The sequence below is a fragment of the Mycobacterium sp. M23085 genome (genome assembly GCF_045343915.1).
Classification (GTDB): domain Bacteria; phylum Actinomycetota; class Actinomycetes; order Mycobacteriales; family Mycobacteriaceae; genus Mycobacterium.
Genome location: NZ_CP174280.1, coordinates 1,555,263 through 1,573,233 on the forward strand (window position 1 = coordinate 1,555,263; position 17,971 = coordinate 1,573,233).

The 17,971-nt window shown below is 67.7% G+C and carries 17 protein-coding genes; 2 read left to right on the top strand and 15 right to left on the bottom strand.

Going from position 1 to position 17,971, the window contains the following annotated elements; genetic code table 11:
- Positions 1-62 precede the first annotated feature (62 nt).
- The 4 genes from ACIUM1_RS06845 to gatC form a co-directional block, all read right to left on the bottom strand.
- On the bottom strand, positions 63-1,238 hold the full coding sequence (locus ACIUM1_RS06845; RefSeq protein ID WP_406816468.1) for a MinD/ParA family protein: 1,176 nt from the start codon (positions 1,236-1,238) through the stop codon (positions 63-65).
- A 134-nt stretch (positions 1,239-1,372) separates the two neighbouring features.
- On the bottom strand, positions 1,373-2,404 hold the full coding sequence (locus ACIUM1_RS06850; protein WP_406816469.1) for an ATP-dependent 6-phosphofructokinase: 1,032 nt from the start codon (positions 2,402-2,404) through the stop codon (positions 1,373-1,375).
- Between the two features lie 104 nt (positions 2,405-2,508).
- Positions 2,509-3,999, bottom strand: a complete 1,491-nt coding sequence (gatA, locus tag ACIUM1_RS06855) for an Asp-tRNA(Asn)/Glu-tRNA(Gln) amidotransferase subunit GatA (RefSeq protein WP_406816470.1) — start codon at positions 3,997-3,999, stop codon at positions 2,509-2,511.
- Positions 3,996-4,295: an Asp-tRNA(Asn)/Glu-tRNA(Gln) amidotransferase subunit GatC gene (gene gatC / locus ACIUM1_RS06860; protein ID WP_406816471.1), complete on the bottom strand. Its 300-nt coding sequence runs from the start codon at positions 4,293-4,295 to the stop codon at positions 3,996-3,998. Before gatC ends, gatA begins: the two co-directional genes overlap by 4 nt.
- 99 nt (positions 4,296-4,394) lie before the next feature.
- Between gatC and ACIUM1_RS06865 the strand changes: the two genes are divergently transcribed.
- Entirely contained in the window at positions 4,395-5,051 is a 657-nt protein-coding gene (locus ACIUM1_RS06865) for an amino acid-binding protein (RefSeq protein WP_406817566.1), read from the top strand.
- A gap of 61 nt (positions 5,052-5,112) precedes the next feature.
- Here the strand turns inward: ACIUM1_RS06865 and ACIUM1_RS06870 are convergent, their stop codons facing one another.
- From ACIUM1_RS06870 to ACIUM1_RS06910, 9 genes are all read right to left on the bottom strand, one after another.
- Entirely contained in the window at positions 5,113-5,562 is a 450-nt protein-coding gene (locus ACIUM1_RS06870) for an FHA domain-containing protein (RefSeq protein WP_406817567.1), read from the bottom strand.
- A 120-nt stretch (positions 5,563-5,682) separates the two neighbouring features.
- Positions 5,683-6,096 (bottom strand): hypothetical protein, encoded by a 414-nt coding sequence (locus ACIUM1_RS06875; protein ID WP_406817568.1) that lies wholly within the window; start codon positions 6,094-6,096, stop codon positions 5,683-5,685.
- Between the two features lie 111 nt (positions 6,097-6,207).
- Complete coding sequence (locus tag ACIUM1_RS06880) at positions 6,208-9,123, bottom strand: RND family transporter (RefSeq protein WP_406816472.1); 2,916 nt, start codon at positions 9,121-9,123, stop codon at positions 6,208-6,210.
- Positions 9,120-9,566 carry an MmpS family transport accessory protein gene (locus ACIUM1_RS06885; RefSeq protein ID WP_406816473.1) on the bottom strand — a complete coding sequence of 149 codons (447 nt, stop codon included), beginning with the start codon at positions 9,564-9,566 and terminating at the stop codon, positions 9,120-9,122. The genes ACIUM1_RS06880 and ACIUM1_RS06885 overlap by 4 nt, the downstream gene beginning before the upstream one ends.
- A 169-nt stretch (positions 9,567-9,735) precedes the next feature.
- On the bottom strand, positions 9,736-10,344 hold the full coding sequence (locus ACIUM1_RS06890) for a TetR/AcrR family transcriptional regulator (RefSeq protein WP_406817569.1): 609 nt from the start codon (positions 10,342-10,344) through the stop codon (positions 9,736-9,738).
- 57 nt (positions 10,345-10,401) lie between these two features.
- Positions 10,402-11,514 carry a cystathionine gamma-lyase gene (locus ACIUM1_RS06895; protein ID WP_406816474.1) on the bottom strand — a complete coding sequence of 371 codons (1,113 nt, stop codon included), beginning with the start codon at positions 11,512-11,514 and terminating at the stop codon, positions 10,402-10,404.
- Between the two features lie 4 nt (positions 11,515-11,518).
- A complete protein-coding gene (ligA, locus tag ACIUM1_RS06900; RefSeq protein ID WP_406816475.1) occupies positions 11,519-13,600 on the bottom strand; it encodes an NAD-dependent DNA ligase LigA in 2,082 nt (693 codons plus the stop codon).
- Between the two features lie 9 nt (positions 13,601-13,609).
- On the bottom strand, positions 13,610-13,840 hold the full coding sequence (locus ACIUM1_RS06905) for a hypothetical protein (protein ID WP_406817906.1): 231 nt from the start codon (positions 13,838-13,840) through the stop codon (positions 13,610-13,612).
- A 29-nt stretch (positions 13,841-13,869) separates the two neighbouring features.
- Positions 13,870-14,850, bottom strand: coding sequence for a methionine synthase (locus ACIUM1_RS06910; RefSeq protein ID WP_406817570.1), 981 nt, complete (start codon positions 14,848-14,850; stop codon positions 13,870-13,872).
- 147 nt (positions 14,851-14,997) lie between these two features.
- Between ACIUM1_RS06910 and ACIUM1_RS06915 the strand changes: the two genes are divergently transcribed.
- On the top strand, positions 14,998-15,642 hold the full coding sequence (locus ACIUM1_RS06915; protein WP_406816476.1) for a sensor domain-containing protein: 645 nt from the start codon (positions 14,998-15,000) through the stop codon (positions 15,640-15,642).
- A 7-nt stretch (positions 15,643-15,649) separates the two neighbouring features.
- Here the strand turns inward: ACIUM1_RS06915 and mnmA are convergent, their stop codons facing one another.
- Together mnmA and ACIUM1_RS06925 are read right to left on the bottom strand one after the other, a co-directional pair.
- Positions 15,650-16,726 carry a tRNA 2-thiouridine(34) synthase MnmA gene (gene mnmA, locus ACIUM1_RS06920; protein ID WP_406816477.1) on the bottom strand — a complete coding sequence of 359 codons (1,077 nt, stop codon included), beginning with the start codon at positions 16,724-16,726 and terminating at the stop codon, positions 15,650-15,652.
- A complete protein-coding gene (locus ACIUM1_RS06925; RefSeq protein ID WP_406816478.1) occupies positions 16,727-17,938 on the bottom strand; it encodes a cysteine desulfurase family protein in 1,212 nt (403 codons plus the stop codon). It lies immediately after the preceding gene.
- Positions 17,939-17,971: the final 33 nt, after the last annotated feature.

Consider the following 17,971-nt stretch of genomic DNA (forward strand, 5'->3'; position numbering starts at 1 on the left):
TCACCACCGGTCAACCCCGTGGTGATCGCGAGCGCGGCGGAGCCGGGCGAAGCGGGTCTGTATCAGCCGGTGCGCGGTGATCGCGCCACCGGGAATGGGTCGTGCTGTCCTCCCCGGCCCGGAAACATACCGGCGAGCACCGCGGCCATCTCCAGGTATCGCCGGCGGCTTTCCTTGCTCAACCGGTCCAGCGCGATCTTTCGTCCATCGTGCACGTGCCGATCGAACGGCAGCACCACCGTGGCGCCGACGCGGGCGGACAGTCGGTCGAGCTCCGTGGCGGCCACGCCGTCCACCTTGGCCGGCTCGACGTGGTTTACGGCCAGCACGGTCCACTGCATCAGTGATTGATACCCGTTGTGGCACAACCACTCCAGCGTCGTCCGCGTCTTGCGCACCGCGTCGATGGCGGGGCTGGTGACCACCACCAGGGCCCGTGATTCCGGTAGCACAGCGTCCATCACAGCGGAATTGAGCGTTTTGACGCAGTCGACCAAGACCACCGAATACTGATTTCGCAGCATCGAAAAGGCGCGCAGCATGTCGTGGCGCTCCAGGCGCCAGTCAGAGTCCGGCAACCCGAGCACTTCCAGCCCGGAGCCGTTCATATAGGTGAGCCCGCGGATGTCCTCGTACTGTGGCGCAGGTTTACCGTGCACCAGGTCGGCGATGCTGTGCGAGTTTCGCTGGCCGTGGCGCTCCGCCAGGTCGCCGGCGTCGATATCGAGGGCAAGCACCCGGTCGTCGCGTACGGCGGCGAATGTCGATCCCAGCGCCTCCACCACGGCGGTCTTGCCGACCCCGCCCTTGAGGTTGAGCACGGCGATGGGAAAGGCGCCACCGACGCTCGCGCGGATGCGTTGCCGCAACTCGTTTTCGTAGGCCGTGTCTTTGCCAGGGCCGAGCTCGATACCGGTCACGCGATGAAGCAGCTGTCGCCAGTTAAACCCCGCGGCGTCCGTATCGGGCGTGTCGAAGCGGTCCAGCGCGGTCCCGCCCAGCATCGGCTCCGGACGAGGCGGTGGTGGAACCCGCGGCGGCGGTGGCGCGGGCGGACGAGGTTGCGGCCGCGCGCCCAGGTGCCGACTCGGACCGTTGGACTGCGGCACGGTGGCCGCTGTGGGGTCGCCCTCGGCGGTCCACTGCTGCGGACCCGGTTTCTGGTGTGGCGGGCCCGGGGATCCCGCCGCGACAGCGGATTGTTGAACGACTCCGCGAATCGCACCGCGGTTGCTCATACTCCCGGTATAACCCTTAGGCGCCGGTCCGGAAACCATCAAACCGGGGCAATAGCGAACCAGCTGGATCATTCACCGGCAAATTCAAGCCGCGGTTAACTCAGATCCACCGGTTGTTTGCCCGCCCAGAACGGCTAGCCGAAGAACGCGGCGGCGTCGTCGTAGCGGCTTTCCGGCACCAGCTTGAGCTGGCGCACTGCATCGGCCAGCGGCACCCGGCCGATGTCCTGCCCGCGCAGCGACACCATCTGGCCGTATTCCCCCGCGTGTGCGGCGTCGGCCGCGTTCACACCGAACCGGGTGGCCAGCACCCGGTCGTAAGCCGTCGGGGTGCCGCCCCGCTGGACGTGTCCCAGCACGGTCACCCGGACGTCTTTGTTGATCCGCTTTTCCACTTCGGCGCCGAGCTGGGCGGCCACCCCGGTGAACTTCTCGTGGCCGAATTCGTCAATCCCGCCTTCCCGCAACGCAATCGATCCTGGGATGGGCTTGGCGCCCTCGGCTACTACACAGATGAAGTGCGAATCTCCGCGCTGGAAACGCCTTTTGACCAGCCGGCAGACCTCTTCCACATCGAAGGGCTGCTCGGGGATCAGCGTCATGTGCGCGCCCGAAGCCAGGCCCGCGTTCAGCGCGATCCAGCCGGCGTGCCGACCCATCACCTCTACCAGCATCACCCGCTGGTGCGATTCGGCGGTGCTGTGCAGCCGGTCGATGGCGTCGGTGGCGACGGTCAGCGCGGTGTCGTGGCCGAAAGTCACGTCAGTGCAGTCGATGTCGTTGTCGATGGTCTTCGGCACGCCAACCACGGGCACATTCTCCTCCGAGAGCCAATGCGCGGCCGTCAGGGTGCCTTCCCCACCGATGGGGATCAAGACGTCGATCCCGTTGTCGTCGAGGGTCTGCTTGATCTGGCTCAGCCCGGCCCGCAGTTTGTCGGGGTGCACGCGGGCGGTGCCCAGCATGGTGCCACCCTTGGCCAGCAGGCGGTCGTTGCGGTCGTCGTTGTGCAGCTGGATGCGCCGGTTCTCGAGCAGTCCGCGCCAGCCGTCCTGGAATCCAACGACCGACGAGCCGTATCGGGAGTCGCATGTTCGCACCACTGCCCGAATGACCGCGTTGAGCCCGGGGCAGTCGCCGCCTCCGGTGAGCACACCGATCCGCATCCCTTCATCTTGCCTGGGGTGGCGGCGTTATGGCGCGATTAGCCGGCGACAGTCTGTACGGTGGCGACCCGCGTCGCCCGGCCGCGCCGCGCTCGCGATCGCCACTACCCTACGGTGGGCGCCGACGGTAGCGGGCCGCGCGCCGCCTCGTATGCGGCGCCGACCCGGTAGAGCCGGTCGTCGGCCAGTGCCGGCGCCATGATCTGCAGCCCGACCGGCAGGTCGTCGTCGGGCGACAGACCGGCGGGCACCGACATGCCGCAGTGGCCGGCCAGATTCAGCGGCAGCGTGCACAGGTCGAACAGATACATCGCCAGTGGGTCGTCGACCTTCTCGCCCAGCCGGAATGCCGTGGTGGGGGTCGCGGGAGACACCACCACGTCCACCGTGCGATAGGCCTCGTCCAGGTCGCGGGCGATCAAGGTGCGTACCTTCTGGGCCTGGTTGTAATACGCGTCGTAGTAACCGGCCGACAGCGCGTAGGTGCCGATCATGATGCGTCGCTTGACCTCCGGCCCGAAGCCGGCGGCCCGGGTCATCGCCATCACTTCCTCGGCGCTGTGGCTGCCGTCGTCGCCGACCCGCAGCCCATAGCGCATCGCGTCGAAGCGGGCGAGGTTGCTCGACACCTCCGACGGCAGGATCAGGTAGTAGGCGGCCAGCGCGTACTCGAAGTGTGGGCAGTCGACCTCGCTCACCTCGGCGCCCAGCGCGGTCAGCTGCCCGACGGCGGCCTCGAAAGCGCTCAGCACGCCGGGCTGGTAGCCCTCGCCGCGCAGCTGCTTGACGACTCCGACGCGCACGCCCTTGAGGTCACCGGCCGCACCGGCCTTGGCCGCGGCGACGACGTCGGGCACCTCGGCGTCCACGGAGGTGGAGTCGCGGTGGTCGTGGCCGGCGATCACCTGGTGCAGCAGCGCGGTGTCCAGCACCGTGCGCGCGCACGGGCCGCCCTGATCCAGCGAGGACGCGCACGCCACCAGGCCGTAGCGCGACACCGTGCCGTAGGTGGGCTTGACGCCGACCGTCGCGGTCAGCGCGGCGGGCTGCCGGATCGAGCCGCCGGTGTCGGACCCGATCGCCAGGGGCGCCTGGAACGCGGCCAGTGCGGCCGCGCTGCCGCCCCCGGAGCCGCCGGGCACCCGGTCGAGGTCCCACGGGTTACGGGTGGGGCCGTAGGCGGAGTTCTCGGTCGAGCTGCCCATCGCGAACTCGTCCATATTGGTCTTGCCCAGGATCGGGATCCCCGCGGCGCGCAACCGCGAGGTGACGGTGGCGTCGTACGGCGAACGCCAGCCCTCGAGGATCTTGGATCCGCAGGTGGTGGGCATGTCGACGGTGGTGAAGACGTCCTTGAGCGCCAGCGGGACCCCGGCCAGCGGCGACGGCAACCGTTCGCCGGCGGCCACCGCCTCGTCAACGACCGCCGCTGCCGCCAGCGCCTCGTCGGCGGCCACGTGCAGGAAGGCGTGGTAGCGGCGGTCGGTCGCCTCGATCTGGTCCAGGCACGCCCGGGTGACCTCGACCGAGGACACCTCTTTGGCGGCGATCCGGGCGGCCAGCGTGGCGGCGTCGGACCGGATGATCTCGTTCACTCGCTGTCCCCCAAAATCTGCGGGACCGCGAAGCGGCCATCGACGGCCGCGGGCGCCTCGGCCAGCGCCTCGGCCTGGGTCAGGCACGGTGTCGGCTCGTCCGGCCGGGTGACGTTGACGGCCTTCAGGGGATTGCCGGTCGCTTCGACGCCGGTGACGTCGACCGCCTGCACCTGGCTGACGTGGGTCAGGATGGCGTCGAGCTGGCCGGCGAAGCTGTCGAGCTCGCTGTCGGTCAACGCCAGCCGGGACAGCCGGGCCAGGTGCGCTACCTCGTCGCGGGAGATCTGGGACACGACTGCAAAGCCTAGCCGCGAGCGTGCGATCGGCAGACGTGGCCCGGACCGGCTGGAGCCGAAATGCCGTGGACGCATCCTTATGCGACAGTGTTGGCCGTGCCGTCCTATCTGTTGCGCATCGAGCTGGTCGACCGGCCAGGCAGCCTGGGTTCGCTGGCGGTGGCGCTCGGTTCGGTGGGAGCCGACATTTTGTCGCTCGACGTCGTGGACCGCAGCGCGGGTTACGCGACCGACGACCTGGTGATCGAATTGCCGCCGGGGGCGATGCCGGACACGCTGATCACCGCCGCCGAGTCCCTGTCCGGCGTCCGGGTGGACAGCGTGCGCCCGCACACCGGTCTGCTGGAGGCGCATCGCGAGCTGGAGTTGCTCGACCACGTCGCCGCGGCCAACGGCAAGGCGGCTCGCCTTCAGGTGCTGGCCAACGAGGCGCCCAAGGTGCTACGCGTCAGCTGGTGCACGGTGCTGCGCAGTGCCGACGGCGAGCTCCAGCGCCTGGCCGGCAGTCCGGGCGCGCCGGAGACCAAGGCCGACTCGGCTCCCTGGCTGCCGATCGAGCAGGCGGCGACGCTGGACAGCAGCGCCGAGTGGGTGCCCAAGGCGTGGCGCGATATGGACGTGACGATGGTCGCGGCGCCGTTGGGCGACCCGCATACCGCGGTGGTGCTCGGCCGTCCCGGCCCCGAATTCCGGCCCTCGGAGGTCGCCCGGCTGGGGTACCTCGCCGGGATCGTCGCCACCATGCTGCGCTGACCTAGCGGCGACTCCCTCGAGACATATTCGGCTGCAATAGCTTTCGATGCCGTCGGCGCCGTCAGTCCGTTATGGGCGGGGTTAAGAACACCAGACGAAACCTGCCGATCTGGATCTCGTCATGGTTAGCCAGCACGGCCGAATCCACGACTTGCCGGTTGACGTAGGTGCCATTGAGACTGCCGGCATCGTCAACGCGGAATTCGCCGTGTTCACGCCGAAACTCGGCGTGGCGTCGGCTGACCGTGATGTCGTCGAGGAAGATGTCGCTGTCGGGATGGCGGCCGGCAGAGGTGAGGTCGCGATCCAGCAGGAACCGAGCCCCAGCGCTGGGGCCGCGCTTGACGATCAACAGGGCCGAGCCGGGTGGCGCTCCTTCGATTCCCAATTCCACGGCTGGTGCGTTGGTCCGAGTCAGCTCGTCCAGCTCGTCAACGGCGTCGTCCGACAACGCTGCCGTGACTTCGGCACTGGTTTCGCCCGAGTTGTCGCCGTCTTCTTCAGGGGCCATGCGCTGCCTCGTTGCCAGTGTCGGGGTATCACCTTCCAGCTTGCCTGAGTCGACCACAACCATCCAACGGATGCAGCGCTCGCAGTAGGCCACCCGCGCGCCGCGGCCGCGCCAACCGTGTCATGCGGTGCTTGGCAGACGCCTTTTCAAGGCAGCAATTCTGAGCAGCTGAAGGGTGAGGTTTATGGATCCCAACATAGGGCCCAGCCCGATATACATTCGAAGGGAAGTGGTCCCATGCAGTTCAAGAATGCTGAAGAAATAGAAGCATCCGATGGTGAAAACGGCGGCCGGGATCGAGTAAGCCATCGGGGATCTACGATCGGCGATGATCTGCGCGGCGTAATCCAGTTCTTCCTTCGACATGGGCTCGCCTTTGCGCACTTTATCCAAGACCTTCTTCGCACTCCCGACTTCTTCGCTTACCGGGGTGCGGGGTCGCTTCAGTAGCCGTGTCACATAAATGAAAACGAAGGTGGCGAACACCAATTCAGCGACCCCGGCGAGCATCGCCAGATAACCAAACAGCCCCAACTTCATTCACCCCTTTGTGGGACACGACCATGTGGCGCCGGAGAACCGCAGGTGAGCGGCACGTGGCGACGGCGACGTTCGTCCGGCAAACGTCGCCTGTCCGGCTTCCCGTTACGCACGGGTGCGGTTGCGGGACGGTGATTGCGACATTACCGCCGGATCGCCGTCTTCCCAGAGCAGCAGTTGGCGAACCGCGGGACGCGGCCCGTACGGGCGAAGCATGGTGCTGGCCGGGCGGGGACGCACGCGTTGTGGCCACCAGAACCACCGCCCCAGTAGCGCGGCGACGGACGGCGTCATGAAGGAACGCACGATCAGCGTGTCGAACAGCAGCCCCAGGGCGATCGTGGTCCCGATTTGACCCAGCACCAGCAAGGAGGCGAACCCGAAGGACGCCATGGTGAAGGCGAACACCAGGCCGGCGGAGGTCACCACCGCCCCGCTGCCGGCCATGGCGCGAATGATGCCCGTGTTCAACCCGGCGTGAATCTCCTCCTTGAACCGGGAGATCAGCAACAAGTTGTAGTCGCTTCCCACCGCCAAAAGGATGATGACGGACAGCGCCAAGCAGATCCAATACAGCTTGATGCCCAGGATGTATTGCCAGACCAGCACGGAAATGCCGAAAGAGGCGCCCAGCGAAAGCGCGACGGTGCCCACGATGACGATCGCGGCGACCAGGCTTCGGGTGATGATCACCATGATGAGCAGAATCAGGCTCAGCGCGGCAATTCCGGCGATCATGAGGTCGTATTTGGCGCCGTCTGCTATGTCCTTATAGGTGGCGGCAGTGCCGGCGAGATAAATGTTGGAATCCCCCAGGGGGGTGTTCTTCACGGCCTGTTTGGCCGCTTCTCTGATCGGCTCGATGTGCGCGATACCTTCGGGGGTGGCGGGATCACCCTCATGGGAGATGATCATCCGTGCCGCCTTACCGTCCGGCGAGAGGAACAACTTCAATCCCCTTTTGAATTCGGGGTTGTTGAAAGCCTCGGGCGGCAGGTAAAAGGAATCGTCATTCTTGGCGGCGTCGTAGGCCTGCCCGAGGGCCGTCGCGGTGTCGGTATTGGCCTGCGTCTGAGCGTTGATCCCGAAGTTCGTGGCGTAGTTGGACAGCGTGAGGCCCAGATTTTTCTCCTGGTCGGCGATCTGAGGTGGCAGCAGGGTCACCAGCTTCTGCTGGCCGGCATCCAACTTGTCCAAGCTCGCGGTGAGCTTCTCAAACTGCGCGCTGAGTTGGTCGATGCCGTCGAGCGCGTCGAAGACGGATCGGAACGCAAAGCAGGCCGGAATGTCGAAACAGTGCTTCTCCCAATAGAAGTAGCTGCGAACGGGCCTGAAGAAATCGTCGAAATTGGCGATCTTATCCCGCAGATCGTTGATGATGGCGATCGTGTCGTGGAAGCTTTGGGTCTCGTCGTGGGTGGAGGCGGCGAGCTGCTTCTGCAGGCCGTATTGCTGGTTCAGAATGCCGATCGTGTCTTTCAGATTGTCGGCCTGCTTCAGCAAATCCTGCGCCCGCTCCTTCTGGTAGTGCAGGTTCTCGATATTGCCGATGCTGCCCGCGCTGATCTGAAAAGCCAGTGAGGTGTGCTCAATCGGGGTTCCCAACGGCCTGGTCATCGACTGGACCTGGGCGATGCCGGGCAGGTGTGCGATAGCTTTTGCCACCCTCTCCAAGTTGATCATGTCGGCCGGGTTGCGCATATCGTGATCGGTTTCGATCATCAGCAGTTCGGGATTGAGCCGGGCCTGCGAGAAATGCCGTTCCGCGGCCGCGTACCCGGTGTTGGCCGGGGCGCTGGCCGGCATGTACGTGCGAGCGTCATAACTCGTCTTGTATCCGGGCAACGCGAGCAGGCCGATGAGGGCGACCCCGGTGGCCACCACCAGGACGGGCCCGGGCCAGCGCACGATCGCGGTGCCGATGCGGCGCCAGCCCCGTGTTGCCAGCTGGCGCTTGGGGTCGAACAGCCCGAAAAGACTGCCCAGCGTAATCAGGGCCGGGGCCAAGGTGAGCGCGGCCAGTAATGCGACGCCGATACCTATTGCGGCGGGAATGCCCAGACTTTGAAAATAATTCAGCCTGGTGAAGCGCAGGCAGAGCACCGCGCCGGCCACGGTCAACCCTGACCCCAACACCACATGGGTGGTACTGCGATACATGGTGTGGAAGGCGGTTTCGCGGTCCTGCCCGTCGAGCCGCGCCTCGTGGTAGCGACCGACGAAAAAGATCGCGTAATCGGTGCCGGCGGCGATGACCAGCAGCGTGAGCAGATTCGTCGCGTACGTCGACAGCCCGATGAAGCCGGCGTTTCCCAGAAACGCGACCACGCCCCTGGCCGCGGCCATTTCAACGATGACGGTGACCAGCACGAAGACCGCCGTGACGGCACGGTAAACCCACAGCAACATCCCCAAGATCACCAGCACCGTGATCACGGTGACCTTGAAGATGCCTTTGCTGCCCACCTCGAACTGATCCGTGACCAGCGGCGCCGCGCCGGTCACGTACGCCTTCACCCCGGGCGGTGCGGGCGTATGGGCCACGATCTGGCGGACTGCGTCGACGGACTCGTTCGCCAGCGCATCGCCCTGATTGCCGGCGAGATACACCTGAACGTAGGCGGCCTTGCCATCTTTGCTCTGTGATCCCGCCGCGGTCAGCGGATCACCCCAGAAATCCTGGACATGCTCCACATGCTTATGGTCGCGCTCGAGCTTACGAACCAAAGCGTCGTAGAACCGGTGGGCATCATCGCCCAGCGGCTTATCTCCTTCCAAGACGATCATGGCCGCACTGTCGGAATCGAATTCGCGAAATACCTTGCCGATGTGTTTCATCGCCAGAAAAGAGGGCGCGTCGGGGGTATTCAGGGACACGTTGTGCGCTTTGGCCACGTCCTCCAAATTCGGTAGGAAGATGTTCGAGACGGCGGCCAGAGCTACCCACAACAGCAGGATCGGCACCGAAAACCGGCGAATGTTGTGCGCCACAGCAGACCTCGCGGCGTGATCGTCGCTCATGCGGACTTCACCAGGCAGAAGGTATAGGCGTTCACTTCGTTGACGATCCTTTCATCCTTGACCTCACCGTCCACCGTGATGCGACAGCCAAGGGAATCGCTATTGCCCTGCGCCACAAGATTGCTGAACGCCCCGGGCTGTGTCGTCACCATGGTCAGCGACCACGGCAGGGAAGCGTCCAACACTTGCCGCGGCTGCACATTGATGTCCACATAGTTGATGGTCGCCACCGCCCCCGGGTCGCCGAAAACCTCCAGGGTGATCCGCTTGGGATTGAACGGTTCGGTCTGCTCCGAGATGCCGCCGGCGGCCGACGTGTTGTTGTGGGAGCCGAAAATCCCGTGCAGTCGATACACGCAGAATCCGGCGACCGCCACCACCACGATGACCACCAGCACCGTCCACCACCGCCTGATCAGGGAGATTATCGAAAAGCCTTTCACCCGTTAGCCTTTCGAAGATCAGGCGACAGCGTCACGTTCGGGGTGAGCGCGACCGCCAAACATCATAAGCATGATCGACAGCCATTACAGTACGGTACGGGACCGTACTGCACCAGGGGCGCGGTACCCGGGTATTGCCTTCGAGGCCTCGCCCGGACGGGCTGCACCGTTATCCGGTGTTCTTGGTCAGGCCGGGGATGATGAACCCATCGACAAGCGCTTGCACGGTGCGACGGGTGGGCGGCCGGTCGGGGACAATGCACCGGAAGATGAGGTAGCCCGGCAACAGATCCCAGAGCTCGTCGGGGATGGCACCTTCGCTGATCTCGCCCCGCTCGACGGCCTGACGCAGCACATGTTGGATCGTGGCCTTGCGCTGGTTCAGGAACTGATGCTGCATGGCCTCGTTCAGTGCGGGGTGGCGAGACACCTCGACCATCACCGCGCGGATGGTGCTGGCGTGCCGTCCGCCCTGCTGGCAGATCGTCTCCCCCAGGCTCAGCAGGTCGCCGCGCAAGGTGCCGGTGTTCGGCGGGACGGCCACGTGGCGGACGCCTTCGATGAAGGCGGCCAGCACCAGTTCGGCTTTGGACGGCCAGCGCCGGTACACCGTGGCCTTGCTGGCGCGGGCGGCGTTGGCCACCGCGTCCACCGTCAGCTGGTCGTAGCCGTGTTCCTGCAGCAGCCCCAGGGTCACGGCCAAGATTTCGGCCTCGCGCGGCGACCACGGCGATGCGTGCTCGCACCGGTCGGCCGTCTGGGTCATAAGGCCAACGATAGAGCCGCTCGGGCGGCGCGGACCAATTTCGGTGTTGTCGAGCCGACGAATGTCGCGTCAGCGGGCGCGCATCAGCGCGCGTTCGATGTCGGCGAGCAGGTCGTCGGTGTCCTCGATACCCAGTGAGAGGCGCGCGAATCCGTCGGCGACCGGATCTCCCCAGCGCGCCCGACGGTCCACCGAGGTGTGCAGGCCCCCGAAACTGGTGGAGGCGATCAGCAGTTCACTGCGCTCCACCAGCGCGTGCACCGCGGCCGCGTCGGCCAATTCGAGCGAAACGAGCGCGCCGAATCGGCGCATCTGCGCCATGGCCACCGGGTGCGCCGGGTCGTCGGCCAATCCGGGATAGCGCACCGACCGCACCGCCGGGTGGCGGGCCAGCATGCTCGCCACCGCCCGGGCATTCTGGCATTGCCGTTCGAAGCGCAACCCCGCAGTTGCCATGCTGCGCAACAGAAGCCACGCCTCGAACCCGCCCAGGATCGCACCCGCGAGCAGCCGGTGTCGCTCCACCGCGGCGAGCAACTCGGGCTGGTTACCGGCGACGTAGCCGGCCAGCAGGTCGCCGTGACCCGACAGGACTTTGGTCGCACTGGCCACCACCGCATCGGCGCCCAACGACAACGGCTGCTGGCCCAGGGGCGTCGCGGCGGTGTTGTCGACGATCAGGCGCGCGTGGTGGCCCCGGCAGATGGTGGCCAGCTTGTGTAGATCGATCACGTCCAGCGCCGGGTTGGTGGGCGTTTCGGCCAGCACCACATCGGCGTGCGCGGCGGCGTCATAGATCTGCGCACTCGACGCCTCGATGACGGTGACACCCCCGCGCGCCAGGTCTTCGCGGGCGTAGCGGCGCACCTGGTAGTAGCCGTCGGCCGGCACCAGCACCGTAGCTCCGGGTGTCACCAGTGCGTGCAGCACCGCGCTGATGGCCGCCATGCCCGAGCCGAACACCCGCGCGCCGGCGGCTCCTTCCAGCGCTGCGAGTGCGGACTCCAGTTGCCGCCAGGTCGGATTGGAGCTGCGGCCGTAGCTGTCCGGCGCATCGCTCTCGTCGCCGGACAGATGATAGGTGGCCGCGAGCACCGCCTGAGGTGCCACCGGCTGTCCCGAAATAGCCTGAGTGTCAATGGCTTTGAGGCTGCGGGTGGAATCACCGTACCGGCTGCTCATCGGTTCAGTCCGCCGGCGTCTCGGGTGGACCCTCGGCCAGCAGTTTCCTGAAGCCGTCCTCGTCGAGAACGGGTACCCCGAGCTCGATCGCCTTGTCGTACTTGGAACCCGGCGAATCGCCGGCCACCACGTAGTCGGTCTTCTTCGACACCGAGCCGGCGGCCTTTCCCCCGCGCGTCAGGATCGCCTCCTTGGCGTCGTCGCGGGAAAAGCCCGCGAGCGACCCGGTGACCACCACCGTCAGCCCCTCCAGCGTGCGCTGCACGCTGGTGTCGCGCTCGTCGGCCATCCGCACGCCGGCGGCCCGCCATTTGTCGACGATCGCGCGGTGCCAGTCCACGGTGAACCATTCGGTGAGCGCCGCCGCGATCGTCGGCCCGACGCCTTCCACCGCGGCCAGCCGCTCGGTCGACGCCGACATGATCGAATCCAGGTCGCCGAACTCGGTCGCCAGGGCGCGCGCGGCCGTCGGCCCGACATGCCGGATCGACAGCGCCACCAGGACGCGCCACAGCGCCACCGTCTTGGCCTTGTCCAGGTTGTCGAGCAGCCGCTTGCCGTTGGCGGACAACGCACCGGCCTTCGTCCTGAACAGCTCGGTGCGCAGCAAGTCGTCTTCGGTGAGCGTGAACAGGTCGCCCTCGTCGGCGATCACCTCGGCTTTGAGCAGCGCGGTGGCCGCCTCGTAGCCGAGCCCCTCGATGTCGAACGCACCGCGGCCGGCGACGTGAAACACCCGCTCTCGCAGCTGCGCCGGGCAGGACCGCGCATTGGGGCAGCGGATGTCGGCGTCGCCCTCCTTGGCCGGCGCCAGCGTGGTGCCGCATTCGGGACACGTGGTCGGCATGACGAATTCGCGCTCGGAGCCGTCGCGCAGGTCGACGACGGGGCCGAGCACCTCCGGGATCACATCGCCGGCCTTGCGGATCATCACGGTGTCACCGATCAGCACGCCCTTGCGTTTCACCTCGGCGGCGTTGTGCAGGGTGGCCAGCCCGACCGTCGACCCGGCCACCTTCACCGGCGTCATGAACGCGAACGGGGTGACGCGTCCGGTGCGCCCGACATTGACCCGGATGTCGAGCAACTTGGTCTGCGCCTCCTGCGGCGGGTACTTGTAGGCGACGGCCCAGCGCGGCGCGCGGGAGGTGCTCCCGAGCCGGCGCTGCAGCGCGACGTCGTCGACTTTGACCACCACGCCGTCGATTTCGTGCTCGAGCTCGTAGCGGTGCTCACCCCAGTAGCCGATCCGCTCCTCCACCGCGGCAAGGCCGCGCACCCGCGCGGTCTGTTCGGCCACCGGCAACCCCCAGGCGCTCAGCGCGGTGTAGGCCTCGTGCTGGCTCTTCGGCGCGAACCCCTCGGTGCGGCCGATGCCGTGGCAGATCATCCGCAGCTTGCGCCGGGCGGTCACGGCCGGGTTCTTCTGGCGCAGCGAGCCGGCGGCGCTGTTGCGCGGATTGGCGAACGGCGCCTTGCCGTCTTCGACCAGGCTGGCGTTGAGCGCCTCGAAATCGGAGAGCAGGAAGAACGCCTCGCCGCGCACCTCGAGCAATGCGGGAACCGGAAATTCCTTGCTGGCCGACAGCCGCTCGGGGACGTCGTCGATGGTGCGAGCGTTGAGCGTCACGTCCTCGCCGACCCGGCCGTCGCCCCGGGTCGCCGCGCGTTCCAGCCGCCCATCGCGGTACACCAACGCCAGGGCGACCCCGTCGATTTTGAGTTCGCACAGGTAGTACGGCTCCGTGCCGACCTCGTTTTGTACGCGGTTACTCCAGGCGACCAGCTCGTCGCGATCGAAGACATCGTCGAGGCTCAGCATCCGTTCCAGGTGCTGCGCCTCGGCGAACTCCGTGGCAAACCCGGCCCCGCCGACCAGCTGCGTCGGAGAATCGGCCACCCGCAGCTCGGGATGGCGCTCCTCGAGCGCGAGAAGCTCGTTGAACATCGCATCGAAGTCCGCGTCCGAGATGATCGGAGCGTCCTTGATGTAGTAGCGGAACTGGTGTTCACGGACCTCTTCGGCCAGGTCCTGCCATTGCCGGCGCACCTCGGGCGACACCGAATCGGCTTCTGTTGCGCTCACCTTGGCAGGCTATCCGAGGACACCGACGCGAAACCGGGGGCGCTCGGTCCTGCGCTTCAGTCCTCCACGAAGGCCCGCAACCGGTCCACCGCGTGCCGGGTGACCGGTATGGCGCTGCTGACCTGCGATGCGGAACTGGTAGGCGAACCGGCGGTGGGGTTCGACGGCGACGAACGGCCCGTCGAAGCGCACCCCGAACCAGCGGCCGAACTCCTCGGCGTCGCGGATGGCCCGCCACACCCGCTCTTCAAGCGCAACCGGGAGGTTGCCTATTCGATGGCGTCGGGATCCTCGGCGAACATCTCGGCCGCCTTGCGGGCAAGCTCGATCGCGGTCCGGGCCCACTCCGGCGTGGCGCCGGCCAGACCGCGGGCGGGGGTGACGCCGACGCGGTCGCGTAGCGCCGAACGGGCGAAGCCGAGGCGATCGGTCACCGCGACCACCGCGGCGGCCACCTCCTCCGCCGAAATCCGGCGTGCCGGGGCTTGGGGGGCCACCACCCCCAGCACGACGGTGCGGCCGGACTCCACGAACTCGGCGACACCGTCCAGATCCGCCACGTCCAACGCGCCCGCGTCCACCAAGACAGCGCCAATGACGCTGCGCTGCAACAGTTCCCACGGGATATCGGGAGCACTGCAGTGCAGCAGCACCTCACCTCCCACCGTGCGGGCACAGGTGTCGAGCAGGCCGGCGGCCACCTCCTCGTCGACCGGGGCCACCGGGCTGAGCGCGGTCACCCCACTGAGTCCGCCGGCCAGGGCCTTGGGCAGCGACGGCTCATCGAACTGCACCACCACCTCCGCCTCGAGCCGGCGCGCCAGGCCCGCGCGGTGCGCGGCCACCCCCTCGGCCAGCGAGGCCGTCAGATCACGCAGCGCCCCGGGGTCGGTGATCGCCCGGTGTCCGTTGGACAGCTCGATCTCGGCGGCCAACGTGATCGGACCCGGCGCCTGCACCTTCACCACCCGGCCGTCGTTGCGCAGGCCGGCGGCCTCCCAGGCCTCTTCGAGCGCGTCCATGTCCTCGTCGAGCAGGCTTATGGCGCGGCGGGTGACCGCCCCCGGCCGGGCGGCCAGCCGGTAACCGCGCGGCACCGTGTCGATGGCCACGTCGACCAGCAGCGCGCCGGCCCGTCCCAGCATGTCGGCACCCACTCCCCGCGCCGGCAGCTCGACGATGTGCGCCAGCGCATCCGCGAGTTCACCCACCACGACTTCGGCGGCTTGACGCGCGGCGACGCCGGGCATCGATCCGACGCCGCTGGCGTTGGCAAAGGGATGGGTGAAAACGCTCACCAGACAACCGTATTCGACGTCGCACCACCCGTCGGTCGGCAGGGGTCTGTGTGGCACGGGCCGGCGCGGGTAGGTTCAACGCCAAAGGGGTGTCAAAACGTGGCGCAGAAGGCGAAATCAGCGTGGCTGCCGCTGTTGTGCGCGGTGGTGGCGCTGGTGGCGGCGTGCACCCGGGTGGTGGACGGCGCGGCCGTGGCGGGGTCCGGCGCCGACCGCCGGGTGGTGCAGGGCGTCGACGTCGACGCGATCCTGCTGGACCAGTCGCGGATGCGCGCGATCACCGGCGCCGGTGAACATCTGACCATCATCCCCTCGATGGACGGCACCACCCCGGTGGACATCGACGCGCTGGCCGATACCGCACCGCGCGAGTGCCGGTTCATCTACGCCGAGACCGCAACCTTCGGGAACGATCTCGAGGCGTTCCACAAGACAACGTTTCAGGACCCACCCGACGGCGCGCTGATCTCCGAAGGCGCCGCGGCCTACCGCGACGCCGACACCGCCCGGCGTGCCTTCGGCGCCCTGGTGAGCACCGTGGGCGACTGCGCGAACGGCTCGAGCGGGCAGCTCTACGTCGGCGACTGGAACGCCGATGCGACCTCGCTGCATCTGCGGCCGGGCGGGTGCGGACGCGACTACCGGATCCTGTCGGTGGCCATGCTGGAGGTCACCTTCTGCGGCTTCGCGCAATCGGTGTCCGACATCGTGATGAGGAATATCTCCGCGAACATGCCGCGCTAGCGCCGGTTCAGCGGGTGGTGGCGGCGATGGTGGCGCTGCCGAGCACCTCGTCGCCGTCGGGATCGGGACGATACAGCACCAGCGTCTGGCCGCGGGCCACCCCGCGCATCGGCGCGCGCAGCCGCACCACGAGCTCGTCGTCGACCAGTTCGGCTACCGCGTCGACCGCTTCCCCGTGCGCGCGTACCTGAACCGCGCACTCCAGCGGGCCGGCCGGCCTGATGCCCGAGGTGAAAATTGGTGCGCGCCCTACCATTTCACGTATCTCGAGGTCGGCCGCGTCGCCCACCCGCACGGTCGCAGTCTCCGCGTCGATCGCGGTCACGTAACGCGGGCGACCATCGGGTCCCGGCCCGGCGATGCCGAGCCCCTTGCGCTGGCCGACGGTGAAACCGTGCACGCCGTCATGCTCGGCGAGCACCGTGCCGTCCGCATTGACCACGGCACCGCGGCGCACCCCGATGCGCTCGCCGAGGAAGGCGCGGGTGTTGCCCGACGGGATGAAACAGATGTCGTGACTGTCCGGCTTCTCGGCGACGGTCAGACCGCGCCGCGCGGCCTCGGCCCGGATCTGCGGCTTAGGGGTGTCGCCGATCGGGAACGCCGCGTGGCGCAACTGCTCGGCGCTCAGCACGGCCAGCACGTAGGACTGGTCCTTGTCGTGATCGACGGCGCGACGCAGCCGGCCGTCCGAGAGCCGGGCGTAGTGGCCGGTGGCCACCGTGTCGAACCCGAGCGCAACGGCTTTCGCCGACAGCGCCGAGAACTTGATCTTCTGATTGCACACCACGCATGGGTTGGGTGTTTCGCCGCGTGCGTACGACGACACGAATTCGTCGATGACGTCCGACTTGAACCGCTCCGCGAAATCCCATACGTAGAACGGAATTCCAAGCACATCAGCGACGCGGCGCGCGTCGGAGGCGTCTTCCTTCGAGCAGCACCCGCGTGAGCCGGTGCGCAGCGTGCCGGGAGCGCTGGACAGCGCCAGGTGCACGCCGACCACGTCGTGTCCGGCGTCGACCATCCGGGCGGCGGCGACCGACGAGTCGACGCCACCGCTCATGGCGGCAAGCACTTTCACTTAGGACGCCCCCGCGGCGGCCAGTGCGGCGCGACGGGCGCGGTCCACCGCCCCGGGCAGTACCCGCAGCACCTCGTCGACGTCGGCGTCGACACTGGTGTGCCCCAACGAGAGCCGCAAGGACCCGCGAGCACTGGTCGCGTCGGCGCCCATCGCGATCAGCACGTGCGAGGGCTGGGCGACACCGGCGGTGCACGCCGATCCGGTCGAGCACTCGATCCCGTTGGCGTCCAACAGCATCAGCAGCGCGTCACCCTCGCAGCCGCGGAAGGTGAAGTGCGCGTTACCGGGTAGGCGTTGGGGGTACCTCCCGCTTGCGGGGGACGGATCGCGGGCGCCGTTGAGCGTGACGTCCTCGATGCCGCCCAGCACCCCGTCGACCAGCCGGTCGCGCAATGCCCGCAGCCGGGCGCTGTTGACCTCGAGCCCGTCGACCGAGATCCGGGCCGCCGTCGCCATGCCTACGGCACCGGCGACATCGGCGGTGCCCGAACGGATGTCGCGTTCCTGCCCGCCTCCGTGCGCCAGCGGCACGCACGCGACGTCGCGGCGCAGCAGCAGCGCACCCACGGCCGGCGGGCCGCCGAACTTGTGAGCGGTCACGCTCATCGCCGACAAGCCGCTGGCGGCGAAGTCGACCGGCAGCTGCCCCACCGCCTGAACGGCGTCGCTGTGCATGGGGACTCCGAATTCGGCTGCGACGGCGGCGAGTTCGGCGGTCGGCTGCACGGTGCCGACCTCGTTGTTGGCCCACATCACCGAGACCAGCGCGACGTCATCGGCGTCGCGGTGGCGGGTGAGCACCTCGCGCAGCGCCGCCGCCGACACCGACCCGTCGGCGGCGGTAGGCAGCCAGCTGACCTCGGCGCCCTCGTGCTCGACGAGCCAGTTCACCGAGTCCAGTACCGCGTGGTGTTCCACCTCGCTGGTGACGATGCGCCGGTGCCGCGGCTCGGCGTCGCGGCGGGCCCAGTAGATGCCCTTGACCGCCAGATTGTCGCTCTCGGTGCCGCCGGCGGTGAAGATGACCTCCGAGGGGCGCGCCCCCAGCCGGTCGGCAATGAGCTCACGGGACTCCTCGATGCGGCGGCGCGCCGCGCGGCCGCTGGTGTGCAGCGAGGACGCGTTACCGACCGTGCCGAGCACAGCCGTCATCGCCTCGACGGCGGCGGGGTGCATCGGGGTGGTGGCGGCGTGATCCAGGTAGACCATGACGCGACCCACGATACCGGCCCGCCGGTTTGC